12 protein-coding genes and 2 tRNA genes are annotated in these 12,025 nt (G+C 40.4%); 5 read left to right on the top strand and 9 right to left on the bottom strand.

Going from position 1 to position 12,025, the window contains the following annotated elements; translation table 11 throughout:
- Positions 1-96 precede the first annotated feature (96 nt).
- The 3 genes from infC to rplT all read left to right on the top strand — a co-directional run bounded on the left by infC (position 97) and on the right by rplT (position 1,423).
- Positions 97-690 carry a translation initiation factor IF-3 gene (infC, locus tag H6A27_RS05530; RefSeq protein WP_204401257.1) on the top strand — a complete coding sequence of 198 codons (594 nt, stop codon included), beginning with the start codon at positions 97-99 and terminating at the stop codon, positions 688-690.
- A 76-nt stretch (positions 691-766) separates the two neighbouring features.
- A complete protein-coding gene (gene rpmI / locus H6A27_RS05525; protein ID WP_204401255.1) occupies positions 767-964 on the top strand; it encodes a 50S ribosomal protein L35 in 198 nt (65 codons plus the stop codon).
- A gap of 108 nt (positions 965-1,072) precedes the next feature.
- Positions 1,073-1,423 (top strand): 50S ribosomal protein L20, encoded by a 351-nt coding sequence (gene rplT, locus H6A27_RS05520; protein ID WP_072542913.1) that lies wholly within the window; start codon positions 1,073-1,075, stop codon positions 1,421-1,423.
- Between the two features lie 436 nt (positions 1,424-1,859).
- On the opposite strand, the gene H6A27_RS05515 is transcribed toward rplT, so the two are convergent.
- The 5 genes from H6A27_RS05515 to H6A27_RS05495 all read right to left on the bottom strand — a co-directional run bounded on the left by H6A27_RS05515 (position 1,860) and on the right by H6A27_RS05495 (position 7,049).
- Positions 1,860-2,399: a sigma-70 family RNA polymerase sigma factor gene (locus H6A27_RS05515; RefSeq protein WP_204401253.1), complete on the bottom strand. Its 540-nt coding sequence runs from the start codon at positions 2,397-2,399 to the stop codon at positions 1,860-1,862.
- Between the two features lie 189 nt (positions 2,400-2,588).
- A complete protein-coding gene (locus H6A27_RS05510; RefSeq protein ID WP_204401251.1) occupies positions 2,589-3,128 on the bottom strand; it encodes a 30S ribosomal protein S16 in 540 nt (179 codons plus the stop codon).
- A gap of 120 nt (positions 3,129-3,248) precedes the next feature.
- Positions 3,249-4,088, bottom strand: coding sequence for an alpha/beta hydrolase (locus H6A27_RS05505; RefSeq protein ID WP_239469585.1), 840 nt, complete (start codon positions 4,086-4,088; stop codon positions 3,249-3,251).
- 6 nt (positions 4,089-4,094) lie between these two features.
- The gene (locus H6A27_RS05500) at positions 4,095-6,083 is read right to left on the bottom strand and encodes an OPT family oligopeptide transporter (RefSeq protein ID WP_204507988.1); all 1,989 of its coding nucleotides are present in this window, start codon (positions 6,081-6,083) and stop codon (positions 4,095-4,097) included.
- Between the two features lie 63 nt (positions 6,084-6,146).
- Positions 6,147-7,049: a helix-turn-helix domain-containing protein gene (locus H6A27_RS05495; protein ID WP_204401247.1), complete on the bottom strand. Its 903-nt coding sequence runs from the start codon at positions 7,047-7,049 to the stop codon at positions 6,147-6,149.
- A 156-nt stretch (positions 7,050-7,205) separates the two neighbouring features.
- Here H6A27_RS05495 and H6A27_RS05490 point away from each other — a divergent pair, with 156 nt between their 5' ends.
- Both H6A27_RS05490 and H6A27_RS05485 read left to right on the top strand, forming a co-directional pair.
- The gene (locus H6A27_RS05490; protein ID WP_204401245.1) at positions 7,206-7,766 is read left to right on the top strand and encodes a sugar O-acetyltransferase; all 561 of its coding nucleotides are present in this window, start codon (positions 7,206-7,208) and stop codon (positions 7,764-7,766) included.
- A gap of 256 nt (positions 7,767-8,022) precedes the next feature.
- Positions 8,023-8,985: an alpha/beta hydrolase gene (locus tag H6A27_RS05485; protein ID WP_239469584.1), complete on the top strand. Its 963-nt coding sequence runs from the start codon at positions 8,023-8,025 to the stop codon at positions 8,983-8,985.
- 66 nt (positions 8,986-9,051) lie between these two features.
- Here the strand turns inward: H6A27_RS05485 and H6A27_RS05480 are convergent.
- From H6A27_RS05480 to H6A27_RS05465, 4 genes are all read right to left on the bottom strand, one after another.
- Positions 9,052-9,125: transfer RNA gene (locus H6A27_RS05480), tRNA-Arg, on the bottom strand.
- Between the two features lie 28 nt (positions 9,126-9,153).
- A tRNA-Arg gene (locus H6A27_RS05475) sits at positions 9,154-9,227 on the bottom strand.
- Positions 9,228-9,345: 118 nt separating this feature from the next.
- On the bottom strand, positions 9,346-10,647 hold the full coding sequence (locus tag H6A27_RS05470) for a Na+/H+ antiporter NhaC family protein (RefSeq protein WP_204401241.1): 1,302 nt from the start codon (positions 10,645-10,647) through the stop codon (positions 9,346-9,348).
- Positions 10,648-10,655: 8 nt separating this feature from the next.
- Complete coding sequence (locus H6A27_RS05465; RefSeq protein ID WP_204507986.1) at positions 10,656-11,744, bottom strand: LacI family DNA-binding transcriptional regulator; 1,089 nt, start codon at positions 11,742-11,744, stop codon at positions 10,656-10,658.
- Between the last annotated feature and the right edge of the window lie 281 nt (positions 11,745-12,025).

The following is a 12,025-nucleotide window of genomic DNA, read 5'->3' as shown; positions in this document are numbered from 1 at the left end:
TTTCATGAATATGTGAAAGTATTCGTGAAAACGGTGTAAAAACTATTAAAAAGAATAATTTATAAAAAGTAATTCAAACTGGAATAAAAGTTATTAATGAAGAATGACAATTTAAAAGGGCAACATCGAATCAATGAACAGATTCGTGCCAAAGAAGTCCGCATAGTGGGCGATGATATTGAATCAGCAGTTTATCCGTTGGCTCAGGCTTTGAAAATGGCTGAAGAGCATGAAGCTGACTTAGTTGAGATTTCACCCAATGCTGTTCCACCGGTTTGTAGAATTATAGATTATTCTAAATTCCTTTATCAGTTAAAGAAACGTGCTAAGGAACAGAAGGCTAAGCAGGTTAAAGTGAATGTGAAGGAAATACGTTTCGGACCTCAGACAGACGAACATGATTATAACTTCAAGCTTAAACATGCAATAGGTTTCTTGCAGGACGGAGACAAAGTTAAGGCTTATGTATTCTTTAAAGGACGTTCAATCCTTTTCAAGGAACAGGGTGAAGTCCTGTTGTTACGCTTCGCAAACGATCTTGAAGAATATGCTAAGGTAGAGCAGATGCCGTTACTTGAAGGTAAGAGAATGATTATCTCTTTGACTCCTAAAAAAGGACCTGCACCAAAGAAGGCTGCTCCACAGGCTCCGCAAGCAAAAGCCGTAAAGACTGAAGAGGACGAAGAATAAAATAACAAGAGCGTATAGCGCGCAGGTATAGTGCGTTATTGCCTTTAGAATAATAATAATTAAAAATTTAAACAAGATGCCAAAGATCAAGACTAACTCCGGTTCTAAAAAAAGATTTACTCTTACCGGAACAGGTAAAATCAAAAGAAAGCACGCTTTTCACAGTCACATTTTGACTAAGAAAACTAAAAAGCAAAAAAGAAACCTTGTACATGCTGGATTAGTACACAGCTCTAACTTAAGCCAGGTTAAGGAACTTCTTTGCATGAAGTAATTTTAGCTTAAAAGCGTATTTTGTATCATTTAAATTATTAACTGAATGTAATAGCTTTAAGTCCGGTTGTGAAATATCGGCGCTTTCATTCAAAAAAGAATTAAAACTATGCCAAGATCAGTAAATCACGTTGCTTCAAGAGCAAAAAGAAAGAAAATTTTAGGTTTAACCAGAGGTTACTTTGGTGCAAGAAAAAATGTATGGACAGTTGCCAAGAATACTTGGGAAAAAGGTTTGACTTATGCTTACCGTGACCGTAAGAATAAGAAACGTAACTTCCGTGCATTGTGGATTCAGCGTATCAATGCTGCTGCACGTTTGGAAGGTATGTCATACTCTAAACTGATGGGTGCTTTGCACAAAGCAGGTATTGAAATCAACCGTAAGGTTTTAGCTGATTTAGCTATGAATCACCCAGAAGCATTCAAGGCTGTTGTTGCTAAAGCAAAAGCTGCTTAATTAAGCTTCTAAGGAATAATGTTATTGAAAAAGCTGTTCTTCGTAGGAAGGACAGCTTTTTTTGTATTAAAATGATGGCAAATCTTTGTAATATTAATTTTTTGTATTATATTTGTAATACTAAAAGAATATAGCCGCACTTGCAGAATCGGGAAACTCATCAAATTATAAGAAATACCGAGACAAGCTTCATATTCTAATGGCGGGCCACGCCTTCGGGTAGCATTTATGCCGGTGGATTACAAAGGAAATGAGCTCTCAAATCATGTCTATCGGAGTTTCGTCACGCCTCGGGTGCGGCTTTTTTATGTCTGTATTTCTCCAATAGTATAATTACATATACACTTTAACAGCAGGCTATATTTTCGAAATTGAAATAAATATAGCCTGCTGTTATTTTATAGTTGTATGCGCTTTAATTGCGACAGTAGGACGATTATCTGATGTATATGTATGGTTCCCCATACCTTTCAATGAATTTTCTATTGATGATTAATGGCAGTGTTTTCTTTATCTTTGCCCAATGCCTTTTAATAGTATTTCTACACTTTTTTAATCTGATTGAAATTTCGTCGTTTGATTCTTTATTCAGTTTCCCTTTAATGATTTCTTTGTCCAAATATTCAAGTTCTTCTATGGACTCTATTACAATTTCTATAGCTAATGTTGACCTTAAATCATCGTTGGCATATTGAGGTGATCTGAAAGTTGCTTTAATGTCTTCAAAATAGACCATATTTATTTTACGTTTTTCATTTATTCTGTCTATATAGAAGTTTTTTGTTAATATTTTAACCCATGCTTCCAGTTTTCCCTCTTCTTTGTAACTTGTTTTTAAACGCTTGATTACGTGTTTTAGGACGTCATGTATTAAATCTTCTTTGTCGCATGGATTACATGGAATTTTATTGACGACGTTTTTAATAACACTATAGATTCTCTCCCATTCTTCATTGCTTAAATTATGTTCTTTCATAAATAATAGATTTTTATCACATTGTAAATATAAAGCAAATTATAAGAAAAATCAAATATTTTATATATAAAATGTTTATATTATTATGATTTTTTTATTGCCAATGAGATTTTTGCTATAATATAGATATAAAAAAAGATGCCTCTTAGTGAGACATCTTTAAAATTTCTTTTAAGACAAGTAGAAGAATTAAGCTTCTGCAGGAGCTTCTGTAGCTTCAGCAGCTGGTTCTTCTGTAGCGGCTTCAGCTTCAGCTTTTGCAGCAGCTTCAGCAGCTTTCTTTTCAGCTACTTTCTTAGCGATTTCTTCGTTTACTTTCTTTTCAGCTTCAAGACGTGCTTTAGCTTCTGCCTTCTTTGCTTCTTCCTGTTTTGCTTTCAAAGCGGCAAGACCGTTCTGCTTGTTTTCTTTCCAAGCGTTGAACTTAGCTTCAGCCTGAGCTTCGTCGAATGCACCTTTAGCAACACCGCCAAGCAAGTGTTTCTTCATGTAAACACCTTCTTTAGAAAGGATGTTGCGAACTGTGTCTGTAGGCTGTGCACCTACCAATACCCAGTGTAATGCACGTTCAAAATTCAAATCTACTGTGGCAGGATTGGTATTAGGGTTGTAAGTACCAATTTTCTCAGTAAATCTACCATCACGTGGTGCTCTTGCGTCTGCAATAACAATTGAATAGAACGCATAACCTTTGCGTCCGTTTCTCTGCAATCTGATTTTAGTTGCCATTTTTTAAACGTTAAATTTTTAATGTTAATGATTTGAATTATGCTATTATCTCGTAATAGCGGCTGCAAAGATACTGCTTTTCTTTTGTTTTACAAATAGTTGTGGGATTTTTCTGTATATTTATTTGTTTATTTCCCTCAACCATTTCTCCAGTTCGCCGGTCCACTGTCTCTTGTAGATGAAGTCGTCGCGGAATCCCCATCCGTGTCCACCTATAGGATAGGTATGCAGTGAGGCTGGAACTCCGTTTTTTACGAGCGACATGTAGTAGTTTATGCTGTTTTCTACAGGTACTGTGGCGTCGTCACTGCTGTGCATTATGAAAGCGGGTGGGGTTTGGGCTGTTACTTGCTTTTCGTTGCTGTAAAAGTCCACAAGTTTCTCGTCAGGATTATTGCCTAACAGGAAAAATCTGGAGCCTTCATGAGTGTATCTTTTATCCATCGTTATTACAGGATAAAACAGAATCTGGAAGTCAGGTCTTGTACTTTCGTCGAAATGTGTCGCTGCTGTGCTGGCAAGATGTCCTCCTGCCGATGAGCCCATGATTCCGAGTCTTGAGAATTTCAATTCATGTGCTTTTTCGCGCATTATTCTGATAGCCTGATGTGCATCGCTCAGGGGAACTTCATTGTTGCCGTTAGGCATGCGGTAAATAAGAACTGAATAGGTTATACCCAAACTGTTGAACCATGCAGCCATGTCATGTCCTTCGTGACCTGATGCAAGGGTAAAATACCCTCCTCCGGGACATGCCACTATAGCCATTCCGTTAGGATTCTCTGCAGGATATATATATAATGTAGGTTCAGCTACGTAAAGAGGACTGTTTTCCTTTTGTTCTTTTATTCCATTATCATTTGGTGCACCGTCAGGCCAAAGTTTTATTTCTATAGGCTTCTGTGCGCATAGGACTGATGAGATTATAATGAAACTCATAATCAATAAATTCTTTTTCATAACAGTTTATTTTTTGATAGACATGCTGGCTTTAACCAAATATATAATAAGAAGTGCGTATGCTACGAGCGATACTGCCTGGCTCATAGGATTGGTAAGCCATGACTCGTTGATAAGGTTGATATCGCAATATCTCATCACTGCGCTTACTACACCCATCAATGCACCTCCTGCAATGAAACCGGATGCGAGTAGTGTTCCTTTTTCGCCGCGTTCCTGATTTACTGACTCGTCCTTGCTTCTTGTTGTCACGTACCAGTTTATGGCACCACCTACAAGAAGAGGGAGGTTAAGTTCCAACGGTATGAACATACCCAGGGCGAATGCCAGAGCAGGAACCTTGAAGTATGTAAGTACGATTGCCAGTACAGCACCTGCTCCGTAAAGAGCCCATGGAGCACCTACACCGTTCATCAGAGGGTCGATAACAGCAGCCATAGCGTTTGCCTGAGGTGCGGCGAGCTGTCCGCTTGTAAATCCGTATGAGTCGTTCAGGACCATGATTACTCCTCCTACTGTTGCAGCCGAAACTAATGTTCCGAGGAATTTCCATGTTTCCTGTTTCTTAGGAGTGCTTCCCAGCCAGTAACCTATCTTGAGGTCAGTGATAAATCCTCCTGCCATTGACAGTGCTGTACATACCACACCGCCCATTACCAATGCCGCAACCATACCTGTAGCTCCGTTCAGTCCGACTGCCACCATGATTACCGATGCAAGGATAAGAGTCATAAGCGTCATACCGGAAACAGGGTTTGTACCGACTATTGCTATTGCGTTTGCCGCTACTGTTGTAAATAGGAATGCTATACCAGCCACAAGCAGAAGTGCCACTACAGTGTGAAGCACGTTGCCCTGCATCACGTCGAAGTAGAAGAACAGCAGGACAAGCAGCAATGTGAATATAGAGCCGAAAGCGATAATCTTCATAGGGATGTCGCGCTGCGTACGTTCTACGGTTCCTTCAGATTTTTTGCCACCCATTTCTTTTGCCGCAAGGCTGACTGCTCCTTTGATTATTCCCCAAGAGCGTACTATACCTATGATACCCGCCATGGCTATACCGCCTATGCCAATACTCTTGGCGTACTCGCTGAATATCATTTCGGGCGACATGTCCTTAACTGCTATGGCTATGTTAGGATTCCATGTGTTGAGAACCTGGTCGCCGAATACAAGTGCAAACCCTGGAACTATTATGAACCAGACAACGAGAGAGCCGGCACATATTATGGCTGCATATTTCAAACCGACTATATATCCCAAACCAAGTACGGCGGCACCTGTATTGATTTTGAATACCAGCTTGAATTTTTCTGCCACCATTTCTCCGGCACTGCATATACGGCTTGTAAAATTCTCGTTCCACCATCCGAATGTACCTACTATGAAATCGTACAGACCTCCTATAAGTCCAGCCATGAGAAGAGGTTTAGCCTGGTCGCCGCCTTTCTCGCCCGAAACAAGGACCTGTGTGCTGGCTGTAGCTTCAGGGAAAGGATATTCGCCATGCTTGTCCTTTACGAAATATTTACGGAATGGAATAAGGAACAGGATGCCAAGTACACCTCCAAGGAGTGAGCTGATGAACATCTGCATGAAGTTCACTGTCATTTCCGGATATTTTTCCTGAAGGATATAGAGCGCGGGCAGAGTGAATATGGCACCTGCTACAATTACTCCGGAGCAAGCTCCTATAGACTGTATCATTACGTTTTCGCCTAAAGCGTTCTTACGTTTTGTAGCGCTTGACACTCCTACTGCGATTATAGCTATAGGTATTGCGGCTTCGAACACCTGGCCTACTTTAAGTCCCAGATAGGCGGCTGCCGCCGAGAATATTACAGCCATTACAATACCCCATGTTACTGACCACAAGTTTACTTCGGGATAATTTTTTGAAGGCGACATGAGTGGTTCATATTTCTCGCCCGGTTTAAGCGGACGGAACGCGTTTTCAGGCAGCCCCGTCGGCTTTTCTTGTTCTGTTTTCATGTGAGATTTGTTATTAATGATGTTAATATTATTCTTTTTCGTGCCCAAAAGTAATAAAAAAACTTATACCCTTTGCATTCTGTATTCGTTTGGTGTACATCCGACTTCTTTTTTGAACATTCTGCTCAGATGTTGCGGATACTGGAATCCTAATTCGTAGGCTATTTCTGTCATTGTCATTTGTGTAGATATGAGCTTTTCTTTCGCCTTGTCCACAACCTTTCCATGAATATACTCTGACGCCGTTTTACCTGTCTGCCTGCTTATCATGTCGCCGAAATAGTTTGGTGACAGAAAAACTTTTTCAGCAAAATATTTCACTGTAGGCAATCCGTTTTCTACCGGAGCCTTGCTCTCGAAATAATCGTCGAGTAATTGTTCGAACTGCACGATTACATTTTTGTTCGATTTTTCTCGCGTTTCAAACTGTCTGTCGTAGAAACGCAAGCAGTAGTCGAGCATGAGTCCTATGTTGGTCGTTATTATTCTGTTACTGTGTTTGTCCTGTTTGTTTTTAAGCTCTTTTTCTATATTGCCAAAGCATTCTATAATGATCTTTCTTTCTTCTTCCGAAAGATGCAGTGCCTCTTTCGAGTTGTACGAAAAGAATGAATATTTCTTTATTTCCTTGCCTAAATTTGTACCATGTATAAAGTCCGGATGAAAAAGAATGCCGTATCCTTCCGGTTTGGTGTCAGAATTCATGTACGATGTTACTACTTGTCCCGGTGCGAAACATACAATTGTTCCTTCCTGATAATCGTATTCCTGAAGTCCGTAGGTCAGATCGCCGCATTTCGTCTTTTTCAGGTAAACGGCGTATATACCATAATTTACGGTTAGAGTCTCCGGCCATCGGGTGGCTTCGGACAGATTGATGACGCTTACCATTGGATGCATGGTCTCCAGTCCGAATATATCGTTGAATTTCTTTACTGTGTCAATTTTTATAACTTCCTGTTTCATGCTACGAATAATTTGTGTTCCGTAGCAAATTTAATACATATTATCCGTATTGGCAACATTCGGTAAAATTGGTACAAAGAGCCGTAATCCATATACAGGGTTGTCGGAGTGTATAATGTACTTTTGTATCATGAATCAATATATATTATAACAGATATGCTTTTAAACGAATTTTTATCATGGGTAAAGACCGGTAAGGCGCTGGGCACAGACGAGATACACGCTCTTATGGGCGAGATGAGCGAGGAGGCTCGCCGTGTGACATTCCGTCTGAACTCATCTTATCACACTCCGGAAGAGGTGAGAGAATTGCTTTCCGAACTGTTCGGATATAAAGTGCCTGAATCGCTGCGTGTTTTTCCTCCATTCTATTCTGATTTCGGGAAGAATATCCATGTGGGCGAAAATGTTTTCATAAATGCCTGCTGTCATTTTCAGGATCATGGAGGTGTGACTATCGGCGACGGCTGCCAGATAGGTCATAATGTGGTGTTTGCCACTCTCAATCACGGATTGCAGCCGGAGGAACGTGGCATTACTTATCCTGCTCCGATTGTTCTTGGCAAGAACGTGTGGGTAGGCTCAAACTCTACTATACTTCAGGGAGTGACTATTGGCGACAATGCCGTGATAGCTGCCGGAGCTGTGGTGACAAAGGATGTAGAGGCAGGAACCATAGTAGGCGGAGTGCCTGCACGCTTCATCAAGAAGATATAGTGTTTTTCTGAATTTGCTGGCAGAATATCAGAAACTCCTGTAATAAATTAGCGTTACACGTACGTGTAACGACCGTAACACGAACGTGTAACGCGCGAAACACAGTCGTGCAACGCGTGTAACACGAACGTATCACTCTATCTGCGGGCTGGCTTCACTGAATATGAAAGACAACTATTTTTCCTAATGTTTCAATAAATATACCAATATGAAGATAAAACTACTTTTAATTGTTCAAATTCTAATAATAAGTGCTATGACAAATCTAAATGCGCAAGACAAGAAGACTTTCGTGCCAAGCGATAAAGTCGTGACAGAACGAGTGTCGTTCAAGAACCGTTTCGGCATAACTCTCGTTGCAGATATGTATCGTCCTAAAGACGTGGAAGGTCCGTTGCCTGCATTGGCTGTGAGCGGTCCTTTCGGTGCTGTGAAGGAACAGTCGTCCGGACTTTACGCACAGACAATGGCTGAACGCGGGTTCCTGACAATAGCTTTCGACCCATCTTTCACAGGCGAGAGTGGGGGAGAACCACGTTACGTTGCATCGCCTGACATCAATACCGAGGATTTCAGTGCTGCGGTGGATTATCTGATGACACGTCAGGATGTAGATTCTGCTAAAGTAGGAATAATAGGTATATGCGGCTGGGGAGGATTCTCTATTAATGCGGCTGCCATTGATACCAGAATAAAGGCTACTGTGGCAGTGACCATGTACGACATGAGCCGTGTGACGGCAAACGGATATTTCGATTCCATGGACGAGGATGCACGCTATGAACTCCGCAAGAAACTTAACGAACAGCGTACCGTTGATGTCAAGAATGGAACATACGCTCTGGCTGGTGGTGTGGTTGACCCGCTGCCTGAAGATGCGCCTCAGTTCGTTAAGGATTATTATGCTTACTACAAGACTCCGCGCGGCTATCATCCACGTTCGCTCAACTCTAACAACGGGTGGAACGTCACTTCATCGCTCTCATTCATCAATACTCCACTGCTGGCTTATAGCGGCGAGATACGAAGCGCGGTTTTGCTTGTCCACGGCGAGAAAGCCCATTCGCGCTATTTCTCTGAAGATGCCTTCAAGAAGCTTAAGGGTAACAATAAGGAGTTGCTCATTGTTCCGGGAGCAAGCCATGTTGATATGTACGACAATATGGAATTGATACCTTTCGACAAGATAGAGAAATTCATCCGCGACAATATGGAGTGATTGCCGCTTGATAAAAACAAAAAAGAGAAAATCATTTGGCACTGCCTTTTGATTTTCTCTTTTTTGTGATTCCGCTGCGATTCGAACGCAGGACCCACGCCTTAGAAGGGCGTTGCTCTATCCAGCTGAGCTACGGAACCATCCTTATTATGTTTGTCTGCATTTAAGTGATTCCGCTGCGATTCGAACGCAGGACCCACGCCTTAGAAGGGCGTTGCTCTATCCAGCTGAGCTACGGAACCATCCTTAATTGCGGTGCAAAGGTAGATGTTATTTTTTAATTATACAAATGTTTTATACTTCTTTTTGTGAAAAAAGTCAGTATAAACTATTACTCGATGTGTCGTTGTATAAATTGAATTATACAGTTTTTGGTATTCTGAGTATGATACTAAGTATAGCGAATATACATAGAACTATAGGGTAATACAAATATTCGATGATGTTTAACGGTGAGACGGAAGCCAGTTCGGCTGCTATCAGCATTTGCGCTCCGTATGGTATAATACCTTGAATCACACATGAGAATATGTCAAGTATGCTTGCGCTTCGCCTTTTGTCTATTTTGTATTGATCAGCAATTTCAGCTGCCAGCGGTCCTACGGTAATAATTGCAATCGTATTGTTTGCCGTACACATATTTGCCAGACTTACCAATGCCGCGATACTGAATTCGGCCCCACGTTTACCGTTTACTTTTTTGGTCAGTTTATGGAGAATATAGTCCACACCGCCGTTGAATCGTATCAGTTCCAGCATTCCACCTGCCATGAGGGTTATAATTATAAGTTCACCCATACCGGTAATACCTTGCCCCATTGAGCCGAACCATCCGAAGAGGTCGAAAGTACCGTATGCCATACCGATAATTCCTGTTGATATTATTCCAAGCAGTAATACGAGCATGACGTTCAGACCGGCAATAGCGGTAACAAGTACTATTATATAAGGTATAACTTTTCCCCATTCTATGACGTTGGCGGAAGTAAGTGCCTCTACATTATTACCATAGAATATATAATATGCAAATACCAAAATAGCTGCAGGTAGGGCTATAAGCATATTCATTTTGAATTTATCTCTCATTTGGCAACCCTGCGTTCTTGTTGCGGCAATTGTGGTGTCCGATATAAATGAGAGATTGTCGCCGAAGAAAGCTCCTCCTATTACGAGTGCTGTCATAAAAGGTATCCCTACATCAGTTTTTGAAGCTATTCCTACAGCAACGGGAACTAATGCTACTATTGTTCCAACGGAAGTTCCTATTGACAGCGAAATAAAGCATGACGCAAGGAATACACCTGCAAGCAGTAGGCTTCCTGGTAATAGATGAAGCGTAAGGTTTACTGTGGCGTCTATGGCTCCCATAGCTTTGGCAGACTGTGCGAAAGCTCCTGCCAGTATGAAAATCCATATCATCATCATTATGTTTTTGTTTGCCGCACCGCTTGAATACTGTATTATTCTGTCATTCAGGCTAAGCCCTTTGGTTGTCGCTACAGCATAAATGGATGCAACAAGAAATGCTACAGTTATTGGTACCTTGTAAAAGTCATTTACTATTAATGATGTCACCAGATACAAGCATAGAAATACCACAAGAGGCATTAGCGCCGCACCACTTGGCTTATTTATAATAGGGGTAAGTTTGTTTAAATTCATTATACAATTCAGATATTGTTTGTCCTTACATGTGCGTCAAGGTAAAAATCCATATTCTCTTTCGAGATGAGAGATATAGGCATATAATTGTATGGCTTGACTTCTTTCTTTAATATAAGATGTTCAAACAGCGTTTCTATACAACTTTGTCCTTGTTCTGTAGGCTGTTGGGCTATTACGAATTCTATACTGCCTTCTTTGAGACATTTCACATTTCTTCTCAGCAAATCGTATCCAATCATCTTGAAGTCTTTTCGATTTATCTTTTGCATATATTCTCCTACGATATAAGCCTTCGAATTGAAAGTTATTCCACATTTAATTTCAGGGTGAGCTGCGAAAAATTCTTCCATTATTTTTTCATTGTCCTCAGGCTTGTTTACGTAGAAATCCAGCTCATAAAGTTTGATGCCGGGGCAGTTGTTCTTAATGTATTCTCTGAATCCCTCTTCACGGTTTCTTTGCTGGTTTGAGCCGAGTCTTCCGCCGTAAATCAGTCGGAAAATAACTACAGAATCATTCTTTTCGGCCATAAGACTTAGTATTTTGGCTGCAAAATATCCGCTGCTGTGGGAATTCTGTCCATAGAAACTCAGTGGAGAGAGTGATTTGATATTCGAATCTATAAAAACGTAAGGAATATTCCTTGCATTGAGTTCAAGCGCTGTCGATTTTGTCTCATCTTCAGAACTTGGCGCCATAATTACACCATCAGGCATTGTCTCAAGCATTTTCATTCCTACTTGAGCAAATGCTCCTGGTTCATACTGGTCATAATACATTATGTTAAGTCTGATATTGAAATCTTTATATACAGATACTGCATGCTCCATTCCGGCTTCTATATCTATCCAGTAATCCTCTTGGGTATGTGACGGAAGAATACAGGCGAAGTTATATTTTTTGTTTGAAGCCAATGCACTGGCGTACATATTGGGCTGGTAATTCATTTGTTCAAGAATTTCTTCAACTTTCTTTTTGCTTGATTTTGAAACGCCTGATCTTCCGTGTATGACTCTATCGACTGTTCCAACAGATACACCTGCTTTTAGGGCTATATCCTTTATACGTATTCTTTCAGACTTGTTTTCTTTCATTTTCTATACCTTATTATATATGCTTAGGATTGAGTTGTGTAGGAGATAAAAAATTCGTCACAAAATTACAACTTTTTTTGGTATTATAAAAATAAGTCGTACCTTTGTGTGCGCACACGGATTGATTTCTTAACCAATATCAATCCTATGTAAACTAAAAGTGATATAAGTAAAATATTAAGTAACTATTCAAAATTAATTTTATACATATGAGTAATTCACAAATAAGTTCGTACCTACAGATGCCAGTGCCCTGTTTGTACAATAGAAAAGCGAGTCCT

The organism is Bacteroides caecigallinarum (assembly GCF_016902295.1).
Classification (GTDB): domain Bacteria; phylum Bacteroidota; class Bacteroidia; order Bacteroidales; family Bacteroidaceae; genus Phocaeicola; species Phocaeicola caecigallinarum_A.
This window is presented reverse-complemented; position numbering and strand designations above follow the sequence as displayed.

Bases quoted from the DNA above. Each gene is read 5' to 3' on its own strand.
- infC (WP_204401257.1), top strand. From the start codon at position 97: ATGAAGAATGACAATTTAAAAGGGCAACATCGAATCAATGAACAGATT.
- rpmI (WP_204401255.1), top strand. From the start codon at position 767: ATGCCAAAGATCAAGACTAACTCCGGTTCTAAAAAAAGATTTACTCTT.
- rplT (WP_072542913.1), top strand. From the start codon at position 1,073: ATGCCAAGATCAGTAAATCACGTTGCTTCAAGAGCAAAAAGAAAGAAA.
- H6A27_RS05515 (WP_204401253.1), bottom strand. From the start codon at position 2,399: ATGAAAGAACATAATTTAAGCAATGAAGAATGGGAGAGAATCTATAGT.
- H6A27_RS05510 (WP_204401251.1), bottom strand. From the start codon at position 3,128: ATGGCAACTAAAATCAGATTGCAGAGAAACGGACGCAAAGGTTATGCG.
- H6A27_RS05505 (WP_239469585.1), bottom strand. From the start codon at position 4,088: ATGAAAAAGAATTTATTGATTATGAGTTTCATTATAATCTCATCAGTC.
- H6A27_RS05500 (WP_204507988.1), bottom strand. From the start codon at position 6,083: ATGAAAACAGAACAAGAAAAGCCGACGGGGCTGCCTGAAAACGCGTTC.
- H6A27_RS05495 (WP_204401247.1), bottom strand. From the start codon at position 7,049: ATGAAACAGGAAGTTATAAAAATTGACACAGTAAAGAAATTCAACGAT.
- H6A27_RS05490 (WP_204401245.1), top strand. From the start codon at position 7,206: ATGCTTTTAAACGAATTTTTATCATGGGTAAAGACCGGTAAGGCGCTG.
- H6A27_RS05485 (WP_239469584.1), top strand. From the start codon at position 8,023: ATGACAAATCTAAATGCGCAAGACAAGAAGACTTTCGTGCCAAGCGAT.
- H6A27_RS05470 (WP_204401241.1), bottom strand. From the start codon at position 10,647: ATGAATTTAAACAAACTTACCCCTATTATAAATAAGCCAAGTGGTGCG.
- H6A27_RS05465 (WP_204507986.1), bottom strand. From the start codon at position 11,744: ATGAAAGAAAACAAGTCTGAAAGAATACGTATAAAGGATATAGCCCTA.